Here is a 17,203-nt window from a genome sequence, read left to right on the forward strand (position 1 = left end):
TACTTAAATTGATAACCCGGAAATAGGGATGTGGTTAGCCCTTTTCCATTTGACCATTAAAAGAAAAATAAAATTTCAGATGAAAGTAATGAAATTCGGTGGAACGAGTGTAGGACAACCTGACAGAATGCACCAGGTGGCCGCTACCGTTACCGAACAGAAAGAACCCAAAATTGTAGTGCTGAGTGCCTTAAGCGGTACGACCAACGCACTGGTGAGTATTAGTGACGCCCTTTCTGCAGGTGATAAGCCAGCTGCCAAAAAGATTATCGATGGCCTGGATAAACATTACCAAACTTTCATAAAGGGGCTTTTAAAAGATGCTGACTATCAGCAAAAGGCTAAAGCAGCCATTGCGGAGCATTTTGAATTTCTGAATATCATTCTGAAAATATCCTTTAGCGATGCCTTAAATAAAGATATTCTGGCGCAAGGTGAACTGATGAGCACCAAACTGTTCGCCATTTATCTGGAAGAACAAGGAGTGCCGCATCTTTGGTTGCCGGCACTTGAGTTTATGCGCATTGACGCCAATGAGGAACCTGATCTGAAGGCGATTAAAACCGACTTATCCAAGATCCTTAAAAAGCATTCAAAAGTCGATCTGTTTGTGACGCAGGGATATATCTGTAAGAACATCAGGGGCGAAGTCGATAATTTGAAACGGGGCGGTAGCGATTATACGGCTTCCTTGATCGCTTCTGCCATCAAGGCCAGTGTCTGTGAAATATGGACGGATATCGATGGTATGCATAATAATGATCCGCGCATCGTCAAAAAGACACGTCCTATTGAAGTTTTAAGTTTTGAAGAGGCAGCGGAGCTGGCTTATTTTGGCGCCAAAATCCTGCACCCGACCTGTATCTGGCCGGCGCAGCAGGCGCATGTTCCGGTCAAGTTACTGAACACCATGGCGCCTAAGGCAAAAGGGACGACCATTCAGGATAATGAAGACGGTATCGGTGCCAAGGCTGTTGCGGCCAAAGATGGCATCATCGCCATTAAGATTAAAAGCAGCCGTATGCTGCTCGCCTACGGGTTCTTAAGAAAAGTATTTGAAGTGTTTGAGAAATACCGTACGCCCATTGATATGATCACGACCTCTGAGGTAGCTGTATCGCTGACCATTGACAGCGATCAGCATCTGAAAGCCATCGTGAAGGAACTGGAACCTTTTGGAACGGTGTCCATCGATAAAGACCAGGCGATTGTCTCCATTGTCGGCAATGCGATTGTCGAGGAAAAGGCCGTTTTGCTCAATATATTTGAGACCATTAATCATATCCCCGTCAGAATGATCAGTTATGGCGGAAGCAGGCATAATATTTCCTTTTTAGTGCCGGCCTCCAGTAAAAATGAAATGCTGCAGGTTATCAATAAGGGGGTATTCGGGCTGGATTAATTCTGTATAAATATTGAATTTAATTATAGTAAAAAAGCGCCATCTATTATTAAATGTTGGCGCTTTTTTTATGGGAATATCCTAACTTCGCGCCCGATATGGTGGTCGGACCATATTGGTCCGGTTTAATTTATTCGAAAACTTAATGCATAGATGATGCGTTCTATCTTTTTTAAAGTCATTTTAGGTGGTGTGATCGCACTGGGAATCCAAACAACCACCCAGGCGCAGTATCAAAAGGAACAAAAGCACAAACATAATTTTCATCTCTCAGACGAGGGGAATTCAGTAGGGAAAAAAGGGGAATTATACCTGTCCTGGGGGTATAATAAAGAATGGTATTTGCCCAGCAATATCCATATTCATCAACCCGGCCTGGGCAATGATTATGTATTGTCCAATACCCTGGCCTCTGATCACCCTGGCTGGAATGAAGGCCTTTTCAACCGGGCATTTACCATCCCGCAGTACAATTACCGTTTGGGCTACTTTTTCAAAGATAACTGGGCGATTGAAGCCAATTTTGACCATACTAAATTTGTGGTTGCTGAAAATCAGTTATTGCATGCCAAAGGGATGATGAACGGGCAGCCGGTGGACACTTTTATTAATAATCGTTCCGGTTTCATGAAATACCAGCTGAACAATGGGGCGAACTTTCTGTTGATCAATTTAGTGCATAGAAAACATCTGACCAGTTTTGGTAAAAAATGGTTTGATGCGGCCTTATTGGTAAAGGGTGGGGCAGGTATCGTTATCCCACATGTACAAAATGAAATTGATGGTCATGCTAATAAAAAGGGATTTCAGTTCGGTGGATTTGATCTGGGCTTTGAAGCAGGCGTCAGAGCGACCTTCTTTAAGTATGCCTATCTGGAATTTACCGATAAAGTACTGGCAGCCCAGTATTATAATCTGAGACTTTATGAAGGAAGGGCCAAACAGTTTATTGCGACTGATGAAATGATTCTTTCCATTGGTGCCAGTATTCCGCTGAAAAAAGAGCACAGCAACTAAGGGGTTTATAAAATTTGCCTGACCGCCTTCCACCTGCTTTCCTTGTCCAAATGCTTATAGCGGCGCGGACGTAAAGGAAGAACGCTGGTTCAAGGCGGTTTTGTATTTATCCGTTCCCTTAACACCTGAAAAGCTTATATTTGTTAGGACGGGTATAGTCGCACTCGACTCTTTTTAATCCTAAGTGCATTTAATATGGGAGGATCAGACAATTCAAATATTTCCTGGGTGAACCGCCAGCAACCTGTTAGATGGGTGTATGATTTTGAACTGGCCGGGCGGGATCAGAAAAATGATCTACTGATGCTGACTTCCGGTGTTTTTCAGTTGCTGTTGCATAAAGGCAGTCTGCTGTTGACCGAAGAAGGTATTATCCTGCAAAATAAAGCAGGTCAGCCGGAGGCGCAAATCACTTTTGATCAGATGGCGACCATTTTTATGGGTTATGATGAGCTATATCCCGCCAGACTCACCAAAAACTTTGGTTTTTTTTGGGCCCCTATTCGCATTACGCTTACGAACCATCAACAGATTTATCTGATTATTTACGGAAGTATGGGGCTAATCATCAGAAATAAGTGGTGGTTTGAAAAATTGAAACAGCTGCTGGATACAGCGCGGTAACTGTAAGAAATCCTTGCTTTAGCCTGAAGAGTTTCCCGAATTCGTAACAGATTTGCTTTCTTATGTAGGAATTTTGCAGCCAAAATTATTCAACGTATGAAGCTAATCAATTGCTCCAGGATTGTTACGGCCACCCTTTTTTTGTTTTTTTCAGCATCTGTCTTTGCCTTTGAGGAGACTCCGGTAGGTTCCCTGAAAGGCCATGTCATTACAAAAGATGGTCAGCCGGCGGCTTATATTTCTGTGACTATAGAAGCCTTGCATAAAGGGACGATGACGGATGAAAATGGTAATTACAGTTTGCGCAGTGTGCAGGTGGGTGCCTGGACGGTTAAAGCCAGTGCCGTCGGTATTAAAGCACAAGCGATTACTGTAACCATTACGAAGGGTAAGACCAGTATTGTTGATTTTGCAATGGATGAGACCTCTGAACAGTTACAACAGGTAACCGTAAGTACGTTATCCAGGCAGCGCAGCACATCTTCAGCCCTGAGGATCAGTGAGCCGATTATAGAAGCCCCCCAGAATATTCAGGTTATCTCCTCTGAATTACTCAATAATCAGATACTGACGAATATGGCAGATGGGGTGTATAAGAATGTGAGCGGAATGACCAGAATAGAACATTTTGCGGATTTATATACCCGTATTAATACCAGAGGCTGGCGTGCCACCGCCTTAAGAAACGGTATGAATATTACAGGGGACTGGGGCCCGCTTAGTGAAGACATGGGTATTGTTGACCGTATCGAGTTTGTAAAAGGCCCGGCCGGATTTTTAATGTCGGTAGGGGATCCTGGAGGAACTTATAATGTGGTGACTAAAAAACCGACCGGCAAAGATTTTAACGGGTCTGCCAATCTGGTATATGGCAGTTATGATTTCTACAGAGCCGGTCTTGACCTGGATGGAAAATTAAATAAGAGCGGGAGCTTACTTTACCGTTTGAACCTGGTCGGGCAAAACAAGAATTCCTTCCGCAAATATGAATACAATGACAGATATGTGGTGGCGCCTGTCATTACTTATAAAATTGATGACAAGACAAGTCTGACAGCAGAGTATCTTTATCAAAAAGCCAAAATGTCTGACCTGGGAGCTGATTATGCTTTCTCCTTAGATGGATTCGGTACCTTACCCAGAGATTTTACAACCTCTGATCCGGGCCTGGACCCAACCAGCATTAATGATCAGAGCCTAACGCTTAATTTTCAAAGACAATTAAATGTGGACTGGAAATTTACGGCGCAGACCGGATATTTCTATTTCAGACAAAAAGGAGCGAACCTATGGCCCGCTTCTATCAATGAAAATGGAGATTTACTGCGTCAGGTGGGCATCTGGGATGCCAAGAGTATCAATAAATACGGACAGGCTTATTTTAACGGGGATGTACAGACCGGACAGGTGCATCACCGCGTGTTAATCGGTCTGGACTTAACGGACAAGGAATATATGGCTGACTGGAATCAGTATCATGATCTGGATGACGGGGATCATTTATTTGATGTTCATTCGACCGACTATCAGCCGCCTGTGAATGGTTATGCCAGCTTTGATTATACAACACCTTTAGAACAAAGAAGTATCGGTAGTGTGTATAATGAGTCCTATACCGGTTTGTATGTACAGGATGAACTGGGCTTTTTCAATAACACCTTAAGGCTTACGCTGGCAGGACGCTATACACATGCAGCCATTAATAATTACGGCGACTTTTTAACCAAAAACAGGTTTACACCCCGCATTGGCCTGGGATACTCGTTTACAGATGATTTTAGTGCCTATGCCTTATTTGATCAGTCATTCATGCCGCAAAGCGGTCAGCTGCGCACCGGCGCAGGCGTCCCTCCGATTCTGGCAAGCGACGCGGAATTTGGTCTTAAGAAAAACTGGGCGAGTGATAAGTTTGTTACCTCGGTTTCTGTGTATAGAACCAGCAGGGACCACGTTACGGCCAGTGATCCTACCGATCCCACTGGCGTGTATATGGTGGCCATCGGCAAGACCTTATCTCAGGGTGTGGAGTTTGATGCGAAAGGAGAATTATTGCCAGGATTATCTGCTGTTGTCAATTATGCTTATACAGACTCTAAGGTGACTAAGACCAGTGAAGGTGCCGGACTTAGCGTAGGTGATAAAGTACCTGGATTTGCTAAACACAATATCAATACCTGGTTGACTTACAAAGTAAAAAATGGCGTATTGAAAGGTCTGGGCTTTTCCGGTGGGTTTAGTTATCAGGCAGACCGGACTTCCTGGACCTGGACCAGTGATGCGGATACGGAAAGCTTACCGGATTATTTTAGGCTGGATGGCGGCATCAACTATGACCTGGGTAATCTGGGCTTTACGTTGAACGTATATAATATCCTGGATAAATACCTTTATTCCGGTGATGTTGGATTTTGGGAAGTTGGCGGCGTTGATAAAAATGTCTATTCCTGGCAGTCAGAACCGCCCAGAAACTTTAAGTTTAGCATCAATTACCGGTTTTGATATAACCTAGGTGCAAGTAGTTATTAAAAAGGGATGAATAAATGGTCGACCGGCGATTTATTCATCCCTTTTTTTATCGTAGTTTGGTAAAAGCTGCTCCTTTCTAATCAGGGGAAATAATGCAGATGAACCCTGCATCAGCTTATTTTCCGATGCCGATGCTCAGCTGAATACTGGGAGTCACCCCTTTTAATAAGTTGTGGAAATAAATAAATGGTTTAAGGGTGGCATTGCCGTATTTTACACCAAACATATTAAAACCAAAGCTGTTTTTCTCCAGAAAGTTGCCCTTTCTGTGTATCAGATAGCCAAGCGAAACAGGTAGATAAAAATCAAATGTAGGATTGATTGCTTTTTTATCCGTTACCGCAATGTAGGTGGCAAATAAAAAGTCATTCCGGTAGGTATTTGTTTTGCCATCTGCGTCTTTATCAAAGAAAAAATATGGAGTCCAGTATAACCCGAGGCCGTTATAGCTGTTGGCTTGATTGCGGTAGTGAAAATATATTGAAAGACCGGCAGAAGCAGAAGGCACAAAACTGTTTTTGATATTCTGGATGTCGGCAGATAATCCAAGAGTAATGGAGCTGGTTGCATTAGGCATTGTTTTAAGGTGACCAGAGAAATGTTGTGCATCGTCCAGACGGTAATGTCCATAGACATTATAGCGCCATCTGAGATGATTGGCTACTTTTTCAGGGATGGCGGCATCGATGCTGTCAATGAACCTGTCTACCAGGTCGGCTGAAACTATTTTATTTAAATCACTGACTGAGTTTAGTTTGAAAATCAACACTGCGGCTTTGAAGTCTTTACTGGTAGAATCAACCTTTGCAATAGTGATGGTGTCCATGTCGGGTTTAACCAGCGAGGTCTGACCATCCATTCTGTAATAGGTCTGTTCTCCGGAAGCAGGCTTCTGGTGGACCAGGATTTTGATGTTGCCGTTAAAGTCCAGATACTGGATCTTTTTTATGGTCAGAGGATTGTTTAAAGAGTCTTTTAGTGCCTCGTATGCTTTTTCCACCTGTTCAAATAATGGCCGGGTAGGCCCCAGTATTTTCAGCCCGGATTTTGAGCCGGGGTAGCTGTCCATCCTGGGAATAAAGAGCTGATTGCCATGTCCCAGGTCCAGTGTATAACCTTCCTTCTCTATCGCCTTATGGGGGAGAGCTAAGGGCTGTCTGCCTGTTAAAAGGTCTGTGTGGGGATCGAAGTATTGGGCCTGAAGTTGGGAGCAGGACATCAAAAGCAGGCAGGTGATAAATAATGGAACACTTTTCATTGTCTTTGAGTTTGGTGTTGAAATTTGATGGGTACTTAACTTTTATAAAAGCCGTTTAAAAGCGGATACTCACAGGGGAACTTCCAGAAGCGCCCTGATGACCGCTGATTACCTGGTACATATTGGACTGACTTTTTTTAGCAGATCCCATAGGGTACGGCTTACCAGGAAGGGCCAGGTCCGGAGCATTCATATTGATTTCTGCAATACTGATCACAGGCAATGGTTTGGGTTGCGGCTCTTGTTTTTTATGGTGATCAGCTTCATTTAAGCTAGTAAATGCAATAGGGTTTTTCCTGTTGTTCATTTCAGGGGTTGTGTTTAGTTGTAAGGGCTGGTTGGCGGCGGGTGAGCTGCTGTTAGCATTAACCGGAATCTGCCCTGTGTTTTCTTTTCGCACTTTTGTTAAAGCGAGGAGCCCTTGATCGTTTATCTGTTTTGATGCCGGGGCTTTATTTTCTTTCATTTTTGTTTTTTTGCTTTTGACCAGGGCCTTGAATGATGCTGCCTGTGTGGCCGCACTTGTTAGCCTTGCCCTATTGGAAGCAGATGCGGTTAAACTTTGTGGCAAATTGGCAGATCCTGCCATAGGCCTGGTTTTATGGACGGACGGTGTCTGAGCTGTACCTTTAGGTTGCGACTGCATGGTTAGCCGGGGAGAATTTTGAAGATGCTGCCCGGAAAACTCAGTCGTTAACCTGCCGGCAAGAAAGCCTGCCGCTAACAGTACTACGGCTGCAGCTGCCATTTTCCAGACAGGCAATAAGGACTGTTTATTGCGTTTTGAAGAGACGATGTCCTTACTAGGGCTATCCTTGTCATTTTCGACTGTTACTATTTCTCCTGGAAGTCTTTTTGAGAGTTTATCCCAACCTCCTTTGCTGTTATAGTCAGGATCTGATAATTCTGCCATTTTACGGCGGATCTTTTGATCCTTTTCTGACCAATCATTCGCCTGGTGATTACTATTTTGTCTGAATGCCATGATTTTCCATTTTAGTGATCATTTGTTGCAAGAGGCGCCTGGCCTTGCTTAACTGGGATTTTGAAGTCCCTTCTTTTATCTGAAGCAGTTCAGCAATCTGCTGATGCGACAGCCCTTCAATAACAAAGAGATTGAACACGACCCTGTATCCGGTGGGAAGTGCTGTTATCAGTCGCATGATTTCCTGGGCGGATAATTCATCTAGCGCGTCCTGAGATTCACTGATGAAGTTTTCCTGAAGATCTGCATAAACCATGGTCTGATGCTTTCTTAAAAACATCAGAGACTGGTTGACCATAATGCGTCCCAGATAGGCTTGAATGCTGCCTTCTCCCCGATATTCAAAAAGCTTTATTTTTTCAAAAAACTGCATAAAACCTGAAAGCATCACTTCTTCGGAGTCGTGATGATTGCCGATATATCGCCTGCAGACATTCATCATGACAGGAGCAAACCTTTCAAACAGGGCTTTCTGAGCCCATGGCTGATTGTTTTTACATTCCTGAATAATGGTAGTTGCTTCCAAGCGTTGTGTGTTTACAATAGATAAAATGCTGAAATCAAATAAAAGGTTGCCTGCGATTAAAAAAATTATTGCTGCATGGCATATTTTTTTGGTTTAAGTCCGATATGCTGTTCGAAGAGTCTGGAAAAATGGCTTAAATTACTGAAGCCAAGAGCATATCCTACTTCAGAGACGGAAAGGCGCCTGGCGCGCAGCAGACGGGCTGCTTCCTGGATTCTTAGCGTATTGTAATAAGCGTATATAGGCTTACCAAAAATTTGTCTGAACAATGATTTTAGTTTGGATACGCTCATGCCGGCGTTTATGGCCAGTTCCGAGAGATTCGGCGGCTGGTCAAGATGCAGGGTTAATTGATGCCTGATCTGATATATTATCTGGATGTCAGACTGATGAAGACGCTGCAGTTCAGCAGCCGTTCTGTTTTCAAGAACACTAAGCAGGCGGCATACTAATTCCTCAGCTTTGAGCTGCATAAAATAGCTACGAAACGGATCTGAGTGCTGATGATCTGTCACTTCTTTAATCACGGGTAATAGTTCCGGAAAAATCATTTCCTCAAAGATTAATGGCTCTTCATTTTCCAGCAGACGCTGTATAATCCTTGAATGCCCGGAGGATTTCAGTCGGTCAGAAAGATACGCGGTGTCTATTTCAATGTTGATGGTTCCGGTATGGGTGTGAACAGGTAAGAAAACGTCTGTCGCTACTTTTCTGGTCGCAATAAGAAAAGAAGGAGGCGTAAAATGACTGGAAAGGTCAGGGGTGGAACCAGGGGGTGGAAATACCTGTTGCAACTTAAATAGTAGCATTTTACCCGAAATGTCAATGTCGGCGTTTTCAATAAGCATATCACGCTTCAGACTGTAATTGAGGATCAGCATCCTTAGGTGGGAGTCCCAGTTATATCCTGTACAAAATCCCTGGCCGTATGCTTCAGGTATATTTAACCTGTTATCAATGACCTGGGAATTCATTTGGGCGGCTAACCGGCGCAGTACTTCAGGGATATTTGGACTTTTATTGTTTAAGTGGACCATTTTGAGTGTTTATTCCCGGCCGGATTTTTTATTCATTGATTCTGCTGATAGCTATCCACGGCCGGGCATTGGTGGATTGAAAATTGTCTTTTAGGACTATTAATTAACCAAATATAGCTATTTTGTTCTTAAAAGTGGGAATACCTTTGTGCTATAATTTTAAAATAGCTACTATGTTATTACTAGAAAATAAACAAATCGCCATTGTGGGAGCGGGGCCTGTAGGACTTACCATGGCACGGTTATTACAAAACGGCGGCCTTCAGGTAAACGTATACGAGCGGGACTTGGATGCGGACGCCAGGATCTGGGGAGGAACACTGGATCTGCACCTGGATTCGGGCCAGAAGGCTCTGGCGGCAGCTGGGCTGCTGGAACATTATTATCAACTTGCGCGACCGATGGGCGTTAAATTTGCAGGCTTCCAAGGTGATATCATTGCCACCAAAAGTATCAGTCCTGAGCATTATAAAGATAATCCTGAAATCAACAGAAATATCTTGCGGACGATGCTTTTAGAGAGCCTGCAGCCCGGTACGGTAAGATGGAATCATAAGGTGATAGCTGCAGATGAATACCAGGGACAGTGGAGGCTGGCCTTTAGTAACGGTCATACCACCGAGGCTGATTTAATTATCATTGCAGGTGGCGGAAGTAGTAAGATCCGGAGTCTGGTGACGGATGAAGCTGTCCTTGAAACGGGCAGTTTTATCATACAAGGAGATATTTGCAGCCCTGCAACTAATTTACCTTCATTTTATCAGCTATGTGACGGGCACCGCCTGATGGTCGCTAAAGATGGTCAGTTGCTGGTCGTAAATCCACTGAATAATAAAAGCCTGACCTATGGGTTCATTTTTCAACCACCTGCCAGTTGGCAAGCCGGCAAGGGTCTTGATTTTGCAAATACGAAGGCTGTCTCGGATTTTATCATCAACAGCCTTGAAGGTTGGTCTGAAATATTCCATAATCTTATTCGGAAAACTTTCAATTTTGTGGGCCTGCCCACCAGGGTATTGCCTTTAGAAAAACCCTGGAAAATAAATAGACCGTTACCGGTCACTCTAATTGGAGACACTGCCCATCTGATGCCGCCTTTTGCAGGAATGGGTGTGAATACCGGTCTTATGGATGCCATGATTCTTTCTGAGAATTTATTAAACCCTGAGTATAGGTCACTGGAGGCAGCCATCTCTGATTATGAAGAAAAAATGCTGCAATATGCCAGAGAGGCCATCCGGGAATCCAGAGAAAACGAATTAGAAATGCGAAACCCTGAATTTGATTTTAGGGATTTATTGTTTTAATAGCGTTTTGCTGACCCCTATAATCGTGGATGAGTGCCAGTAATTTAATGGGATACAACAAGGCGAAAGAAATGAGAAAACAATATTCATGAGCATAATTGAGATTATTAATTCAAATGAATGAATAAGGAGGTAAGGAATTGAAACTTCATTCGATATTGAAATTGCTTTTATCGCTTTTCTATTTTCGTCATGTGACTTAAGATGAGAAAAATTCTTAAAACCAATGGGGATAAAGCTTTTGTAGTGAATCTACTGATACAAAAGTCGAACTCTTTTTACAAGAATTTGGAATCCGAGGATAGGACAAAAGTCATTTTTGAATTATTCATTGGATACCGATGCTACCACTATAGGTTTACCTGTAACATTTTGATGCTTGGCGCAATTGCGACACCTAGGCTAAAAAAAACAATAGAAGTATCCTACTTGGGTAATTATACAAGCATAGAAGCATCTCATCTAACGGTTGTCAACCATAATTGTTCGTCGAGGTTTATATTCAATTCAATTTGTTCACAGTTAATTCTTATTAATTGTCCATTTTCAAAAAAATAGAGAATGTCGTCTCCATCATTCGGTTTGGATTGTGGCGCAATACTGTTATTTATTTCTCTTGCTGTTGAAGGGAAAAATGTAATTTCTGCTAAACAAGTATCATCGTTATAATGACTTCTTTCGTCTTGCTCAAAAACTTTAAAAAATGTCACAGTTTTATGTATTAAAATTAAGCTTGAAAAATCATTTTTGTTAATATGTTCTCTACTTGACTTTTTCCAATATAATTTTATTTCTCTGTTAGGAACATTGTATTCAAAACCAATGAAGTCAAAATCATTATGTAGGTCAAGATGCAGTCCTGCGATTTCTATGGCGTGATTGTCTTTTATGTCAAAATTAACTTTCATTGGAATATATTCTTTAAGTGATGTGTAATTTACTTTTTCTCTCTGTCATTGTGTGCATATTATTTTCTTTGCAATAGTCAAACAATTTTCAATTGAACCACTCATTGCCATATTTTCTGTTTCAAATTTATGAAGCCTATTTGCAATTTCCTGTTTGCCGGCTTTCGCTTTTATAAGGCTAAAAATTTCAGGAACGTAACTTCGATATTCGTCTCTTGGAGCAATATCGTTGATGCCAATTGGATCCCAGTCATACCAAAGTATATCGTCAATTTTTTTGTATAGTAAAACGTCTTTGGTGTCCTCTAAATTGTCTTTTAATCGCTTGTTGCGACTAAATAAAAGAATGACAGATTCTACTTCTTCTTCAAGTCTGCTGTCATCAAAATATTCTGTCGCTTTAAGCGCTAAACTTGCTATGTAGTGTCCGCTATCATAGTCAAATGGGTCTACTTGTCCAGAAGCATTGTAAGTTACTTTAGCAACAAGCTCCGCAAGTCTTAAATAATTTTCAGGCTTGTAGTTTTTGTTGTCAAGTCCATATACTCTAATTCTAGTAAACTGTACGTGTGCTTCCTTCCAACGGTCTTTGTTTTCAATAATTTGATAAAGTTCAAGAATTGAGGCTGGAATGTCTTTTATGTAATGGTTAAAACAGGATAGAATAAGTCCGGCCCAACCTGGTTTAATGTCGTGGGGTAGGTTCTCAAAAATCTGTTGTCCGATTTTGATGTTCGTTTTTATGTTATGATTCTCTGTCGTCATAAAATGATCGTTAACTCATTTATTCATAATAAAGATACACAAATGCTCTATATTTAGATACCTGGGTTTTCTTTCTTGATATACATCATGAAACGGACTTCTTGTATTTTGTAATGGTTAGTGTTTGCGTGCCTGCAAATTTCGCTAGTTTTACCAACCATGTGTCTTGACAGTTGAGTGACGAAGTACAAATCCGGTATCATTTTCCAGTCGACCAAATTCCTCTATACGCTTCTTGAAATGCTTATCAAGAAAATAGAGAAATGGAAGAAAAGTAAGGTTTAATGTAGCAGCAATAACTCTACAATGGACTTTGGAGGGTGTCTTTATTTCTCTGCAAATGGTAAGCAGTTTTGATGCACAGAACATATTTCAAGTGCCTCACAACCTAACTTGCTGTGTTCTGGTGAAACAATAGGCTGTTGTTTTACATTAAATCTCCAGAACTGCAATATAGAAAGCCAGTGTACAGACAAGAAAGTAGTAAGGCCGGCCAACTGCCCACTTCTAACTGTCCTTATTAAACCTTTTTTCGAATGTCGGTATATTCTATGTTTCGTTTCACGGGGGCAAAAGGTCAGTCTTTCGCTGAAACAAGATTTATAACCTCTCTTTCATTGAGGGTGGCATAACGATTCATTCCTTTGATGACTCTCTGATTTTTTTTCTTTAGTGTATCCTCAATAGAACCAATAAACAATCCGCCATTCAAAATTGATTTTAGCTTTATCGCTTTGCCAGTTTCTTGGATGAACTGAAATATTAACGATTCGGCAATTGTTTTGAAGTTGTAACATAGCATTTCATTTTTTTTGTTATCGAATACTAGAAATGCCAGAGATTGAAAAGAGAAAAAGGCTTTAACTTGTTGAAATTAAAGCCTTTGTGAAGTGACCCGGATTGAATCAATATCTCCGTTATAATTTAACAATTTGAGTCGTAAGGCGAGGCGGGAAGGACTATTCTTTATAGTTATTTATGTCTTCTTCTATTTGTTTTTTCAGATCGTCGGGCATCGGATCTGACACTAATTTCCCGGGAAGTTCGCCGTTTGGACTAAATTCATATCTCACATTATACTTTTCTTTGACGCCCGGGTATTTGTCCAATATTTTATCATAAATCCCTATTGCTTTCTCTTTTGCCGAGTTCTTCATTTCGGATTTCGCTTTTTCTATAGCCTTTTCAAGGTCTCCTAAACCTGTAATTTTTGCTTTAAACATTCCCATAATTTAAGTTTTAAGTTGTTAGAAAACTATTTACCAGGTGTCATCATTCTTTTTTAATTTAAAGGTTTCATACAGGAATTTTTCAAGAGAGGTATTCTCTCTAATTGCCTTACCGGATGTTCTATAATCCATCTTCCTGTTTCGACATAATAAATCATCTAGTGTAAAGTCGCTTGATGTTGCGGCGGCCAATATACCAGGAGTGCCGGACATTGCGTCTTTAAAATCCTGCATGTCAAAATACAATCCAGTTATAGTCACCTTATACTTATCCTGCTTAGTATTAATTTTAAAATTAAACTTCATTGGGAATTTAAGGGCTGCATTCATATTCATACCCCCTAGTCCGTATTTCTTGTATGGAAAATACATGTGAGTTATCAACCCGGTTATAATCCCGTCTGAATTCTTTACATCTTTCACAGACGACATCCCATTACAGATATCAAACAGGCGCTTTGATAAATCATTTGCCGAGTTGCCGGGAGCGCTATAAACCGCCTCAAACAATGACACATTATCCCTAATTTCAAAATACTGATATGGGCTTTTTTGCGCATTAACAATTAATGGAATAAGAAATAAAAAGAATAATATTTTTCTCATTGTGCAAAAAGTTTTTTGTTTTTGTTTAATATTTATTTTAGGTTTGTTAGCTAAATAGATTAGCTATGAGTAAAAAGAATGTTAAACCAAAATCCATAAAGAAAGTAAATAAAAAGAAAAGATCTATTTCTTCATATTGTCTATCTGCGCAATACGGCTCAATAATGCTTCTTTTTCATCAGAATAAAAAGTCCCCTTCATAGAGGATTTTATTTCGGCTATTTCGTTTAAAATGAACCCAATAACAACGTCTTTGGTGTCCATTGACTTTATTGCTTCTTTCCCCTCAAGCATTTCCCCCTCGCCCTTGATAAGCCAATCCATATTGAGTTCCGGAAATTCATTTTGTATTTTCGCTTGAGTTTTGGCGGTCATATTGTCGCCTAATTTATTGACATATCCCCTGGATAGGCCGCATTTTTTCTCGAATTTATCTTGACCATAAGGCAAAGATTCGATAAACTCTAAAATCCTTGATTTTATATTTTCCATTTTTTACGGGATATATCCCTTATTTTTGTTGAAAATTTATTTTATGTTCAGATTGATTAAATGGTTTTCCAAAAAATATGATACACTTAGTAAATCAGAAGCGTTTTGGATGGGGTGGTATACAGCCTCGGTATTTATTGTTATCCTAACAACCATCCTATATTTATTGCACCACTTTCTGCCTCCAAAATATTAGATCCATCCCATTTTTTTTGTTATGTACGCTACGATTAAAAGCGAGAGAATCCCTAATACCCATTTTGTAAGTTCGTGATCCCATAACTTCCCCCAAAAAGATTTAGGCTTATCTAATCGTTTTTTTTAGAATTATCCTGGTTAATATCTCCTTTAACGTCGCCCTCTGTATATATAGTAGGGCCTTCAAACTTGTTATGTCTGCTCATGTCTATATTTATTTGATTGGATGAAAAACTATTGTTGTTAAGCGCAATATGCCCCTTGTCGGATATCTCATAAATTTCGCTAACCTTATTAAGCGTAATGGGCTTAATAAGGTCGTTTCCTTTTAATAATTTTATTATTTTTCGCAACCTAAAATATGGGTATCTCATATCTGCAACAGATACGGATATCCTATCGTTATTGTCTTGCATTTTACTCAATATCGACATCAACTCTTCCTGCTCAATTTTCTTACTATATTCTTGTTCAGAAAATCCGCCATTATCTAAAAACGATTGAACATCTTCCCTGTCCGGTTTCAGTGATATAATTTTTCCGCCAAAAGTTGAATCTAAAATATACCAATCTTTTTCCTTTTGGATTGCCACTGCTGCATCCCAAATTTCAGTTTTGGGAACATTGAGAACCTCCGACATCTTAACATCGGTATTGATACCGGCTATGCTGAGCTTTAGAACCCTATCCCTTAAGTCCTCAAGCTTGTTAATTTCAATGTTATTCATCTTTAAATCAATTAGTTATAAATAGTTGCAACGTTGTTGTGAAAATATACCGTATTTTTATTTTAATTTACGGTATATATCCCGTATCTTTGCTATGCAATACAAAAATACGAAGGATTATGCTAGAAACAATAAATAAGCCAAAAACGAAGAAATCAAGAAAGAGCGTGCCTCTTACTGATACCCAGCTGGCGAAATTAAGAACATTCGTTATCAGGTACTCTACTCAAACAGAAGCGGCTTTAATGCTAGGAGTGGACAGAAATGTATTGAACAGGGTTTTGGCCTACGGATCTGGACACGAGACATCTATTAAAACGATTCTTAAAAACCTACCATCATGACCAGTACAGCAATAGCCAGAGAGATCCGGGAGATGAAAGCGCTTTTAGAAGCAAAGGATATGATCTCCGAAAAGGAAGCCGCCGACTTATTGGGAATGAAACTAAGCTCCTTAAGATCAAGAGTTTCCGAAAAGAAGTTTGAAGGGTTTTATATCGTCGGCGCCCATAAAAAGAAATTCTTCTATAAAAGCAAGCTATTAGGACTTAATCTATAAAAAATGGGGTACGTGCTACGAACACAATACCCCACAAAAACAAAGTTTATGGAAACAAAGATAGCAAAAAAACGAGAAATAGTCATTAATGACCGTGTTATTACATGGCAATCCGGGAAATGGACAATAGGAACCGATTACTTTACAATCGGAGACGAAAGTGTAAAGGTAGGCATCTCCGGTCAGGGTAACTGTATTCTGCGCCAAGGTTTAGAAAACGAAGCTGAGTATGAAGAGTTCGACAAAGAGATAGAATACTCCTTTGAGGATCTGGGGGTTTATTCTGAAATCTTCGAGGAAATGAGTAGAGAGGATGCCATCAGTGAAATTATTTCTTTAACCGTTGAAACCCTGAAAAATGCGTACTAAAACAGTTTTCACCCCTGAGCAGATGATTGAGTTTTACATAGAGGAGGCTAAACCAGTGTTCTGGATTCAGGATATAAGAATAGAGAATGAAAAAGCCGTCTTGGAGGTTGAAATGGAGTACCTAGGGATTAAACAGGGCTTAGTATTTATAAAGCCAGTACAGGAAGTTTTCACATATCCGATTTACACGGAGGAGGATTACTCCGACATGGAGTTTGAAGCCTACCGGTGGCTTGATAAAAAAGCCGAGGACTTTAAAAATCAAATCAGTAAAAAACTTTCCGAAACATTTAAAATCGAAATAGCAAAATGGAACAAATAATATCCAATTACGGCATGTTTGCGCTCCTTTTAATCATTGTAGCGATCGTTTATATCGAAGCCAGACACAATCCTAAAATGATGCAGCGGACTGCTGAAATCACAGCAGCCGACCGTACAAGTGTGTTAATCGCCAATATCAAGTCTCAAAAGAGAATGATTGACCTTAAAAATATGCTTGTAGAGATTCGGGCAACTTGTCTTTACAATAAGGCCACTACCAGACACGCAGAGGAATTGAATCGGAAAATCTGGGATGAATACCACGGACAAAGGTATTACCTCATTTGTACCGAACACCCGGAGGTCCCGCAATCACTTTTGCCTTTTTTAACCAACTAAAAAA

General features: G+C 40.5%; 19 protein-coding genes. 9 read left to right on the plus strand and 10 right to left on the minus strand.

From position 1 onward, the window contains the following. Nucleotides 1–79: 79 nt before the first annotated feature. From BLU80_RS02605 to BLU80_RS02620, 4 genes are all read left to right on the plus strand, one after another. On the plus strand, nt 80–1,402 hold the full coding sequence (locus tag BLU80_RS02605; RefSeq protein WP_091393614.1) for an aspartate kinase: 1,323 nt from the start codon (nt 80–82) through the stop codon (nt 1,400–1,402). Nucleotides 1,403–1,555: 153 nt separating this feature from the next. Beyond that, nucleotides 1,556–2,419, plus strand: a complete 864-nt coding sequence (locus BLU80_RS02610; RefSeq protein WP_091392952.1) for a hypothetical protein — start codon at nt 1,556–1,558, stop codon at nt 2,417–2,419. A 195-nt stretch (nt 2,420–2,614) separates the two neighbouring features. Then, nucleotides 2,615–3,043: a hypothetical protein gene (locus BLU80_RS02615; RefSeq protein ID WP_091392954.1), complete on the plus strand. Its 429-nt coding sequence runs from the start codon at nt 2,615–2,617 to the stop codon at nt 3,041–3,043. Nucleotides 3,044–3,139: 96 nt separating this feature from the next. Next, nucleotides 3,140–5,542 (plus strand): TonB-dependent receptor, encoded by a 2,403-nt coding sequence (locus BLU80_RS02620; protein ID WP_091392956.1) that lies wholly within the window; start codon nt 3,140–3,142, stop codon nt 5,540–5,542. A 142-nt stretch (nt 5,543–5,684) separates the two neighbouring features. Here the strand turns inward: BLU80_RS02620 and BLU80_RS02625 are convergent, their stop codons facing one another. The 4 genes from BLU80_RS02625 to BLU80_RS02640 all read right to left on the minus strand — a co-directional run bounded on the left by BLU80_RS02625 (nt 5,685) and on the right by BLU80_RS02640 (nt 9,375). Further along, entirely contained in the window at nt 5,685–6,827 is a 1,143-nt protein-coding gene (locus BLU80_RS02625; RefSeq protein WP_091392958.1) for a hypothetical protein, read from the minus strand. A gap of 55 nt (nt 6,828–6,882) precedes the next feature. Next, on the minus strand, nt 6,883–7,812 hold the full coding sequence (locus BLU80_RS02630) for a hypothetical protein (RefSeq protein WP_091392959.1): 930 nt from the start codon (nt 7,810–7,812) through the stop codon (nt 6,883–6,885). Next, on the minus strand, nt 7,793–8,338 hold the full coding sequence (locus BLU80_RS02635) for an RNA polymerase sigma factor (protein WP_091392961.1): 546 nt from the start codon (nt 8,336–8,338) through the stop codon (nt 7,793–7,795). The genes BLU80_RS02630 and BLU80_RS02635 overlap by 20 nt, the downstream gene beginning before the upstream one ends. A 65-nt stretch (nt 8,339–8,403) precedes the next feature. After that, nucleotides 8,404–9,375, minus strand: coding sequence for a helix-turn-helix transcriptional regulator (locus BLU80_RS02640; protein WP_091392963.1), 972 nt, complete (start codon nt 9,373–9,375; stop codon nt 8,404–8,406). Between the two features lie 173 nt (nt 9,376–9,548). On the opposite strand from BLU80_RS02640, the gene BLU80_RS02645 reads away from it, so the two are divergent. After that, the gene (locus tag BLU80_RS02645; protein WP_091392965.1) at nt 9,549–10,682 is read left to right on the plus strand and encodes an FAD-dependent oxidoreductase; all 1,134 of its coding nucleotides are present in this window, start codon (nt 9,549–9,551) and stop codon (nt 10,680–10,682) included. A 458-nt stretch (nt 10,683–11,140) separates the two neighbouring features. Here the strand turns inward: BLU80_RS02645 and BLU80_RS02650 are convergent, their stop codons facing one another. The 6 genes from BLU80_RS02650 to BLU80_RS02680 all read right to left on the minus strand — a co-directional run bounded on the left by BLU80_RS02650 (nt 11,141) and on the right by BLU80_RS02680 (nt 15,608). Continuing rightward, nucleotides 11,141–11,590: a hypothetical protein gene (locus tag BLU80_RS02650; RefSeq protein ID WP_091392967.1), complete on the minus strand. Its 450-nt coding sequence runs from the start codon at nt 11,588–11,590 to the stop codon at nt 11,141–11,143. A 45-nt stretch (nt 11,591–11,635) separates the two neighbouring features. After that, nucleotides 11,636–12,355: a hypothetical protein gene (locus BLU80_RS02655; protein ID WP_091392969.1), complete on the minus strand. Its 720-nt coding sequence runs from the start codon at nt 12,353–12,355 to the stop codon at nt 11,636–11,638. Nucleotides 12,356–13,314: 959 nt separating this feature from the next. After that, nucleotides 13,315–13,584, minus strand: coding sequence for a hypothetical protein (locus tag BLU80_RS02665; RefSeq protein WP_091392974.1), 270 nt, complete (start codon nt 13,582–13,584; stop codon nt 13,315–13,317). 30 nt (nt 13,585–13,614) lie between these two features. Then, entirely contained in the window at nt 13,615–14,190 is a 576-nt protein-coding gene (locus BLU80_RS02670; RefSeq protein ID WP_091392976.1) for a hypothetical protein, read from the minus strand. A 123-nt stretch (nt 14,191–14,313) separates the two neighbouring features. Continuing rightward, nucleotides 14,314–14,682 (minus strand): hypothetical protein, encoded by a 369-nt coding sequence (locus BLU80_RS02675; RefSeq protein WP_091392978.1) that lies wholly within the window; start codon nt 14,680–14,682, stop codon nt 14,314–14,316. A gap of 308 nt (nt 14,683–14,990) precedes the next feature. Next, nucleotides 14,991–15,608, minus strand: a complete 618-nt coding sequence (locus BLU80_RS02680) for a hypothetical protein (RefSeq protein ID WP_091392979.1) — start codon at nt 15,606–15,608, stop codon at nt 14,991–14,993. A 340-nt stretch (nt 15,609–15,948) separates the two neighbouring features. Here BLU80_RS02680 and BLU80_RS02690 point away from each other — a divergent pair, with 340 nt between their 5' ends. From BLU80_RS02690 to BLU80_RS02705, 4 genes are read left to right on the plus strand one after another with little or no spacing between them, the layout of a single operon-like run. Next, on the plus strand, nt 15,949–16,167 hold the full coding sequence (locus tag BLU80_RS02690; protein WP_091392983.1) for a hypothetical protein: 219 nt from the start codon (nt 15,949–15,951) through the stop codon (nt 16,165–16,167). Between the two features lie 48 nt (nt 16,168–16,215). After that, nucleotides 16,216–16,536 carry a hypothetical protein gene (locus BLU80_RS02695; protein WP_139188066.1) on the plus strand — a complete coding sequence of 107 codons (321 nt, stop codon included), beginning with the start codon at nt 16,216–16,218 and terminating at the stop codon, nt 16,534–16,536. After that, nucleotides 16,526–16,858: a hypothetical protein gene (locus BLU80_RS02700; protein ID WP_091392986.1), complete on the plus strand. Its 333-nt coding sequence runs from the start codon at nt 16,526–16,528 to the stop codon at nt 16,856–16,858. The genes BLU80_RS02695 and BLU80_RS02700 overlap by 11 nt, the downstream gene beginning before the upstream one ends. Next, the gene (locus tag BLU80_RS02705) at nt 16,846–17,199 is read left to right on the plus strand and encodes a hypothetical protein (protein WP_091392988.1); all 354 of its coding nucleotides are present in this window, start codon (nt 16,846–16,848) and stop codon (nt 17,197–17,199) included. Before BLU80_RS02700 ends, BLU80_RS02705 begins: the two co-directional genes overlap by 13 nt. Nucleotides 17,200–17,203 lie beyond the last annotated feature (4 nt).

It is taken from the genome of Arachidicoccus rhizosphaerae, assembly GCF_900107765.1.
In the GTDB taxonomy this organism is placed as follows: Bacteria; Bacteroidota; Bacteroidia; order Chitinophagales; family Chitinophagaceae; genus Arachidicoccus; species Arachidicoccus rhizosphaerae.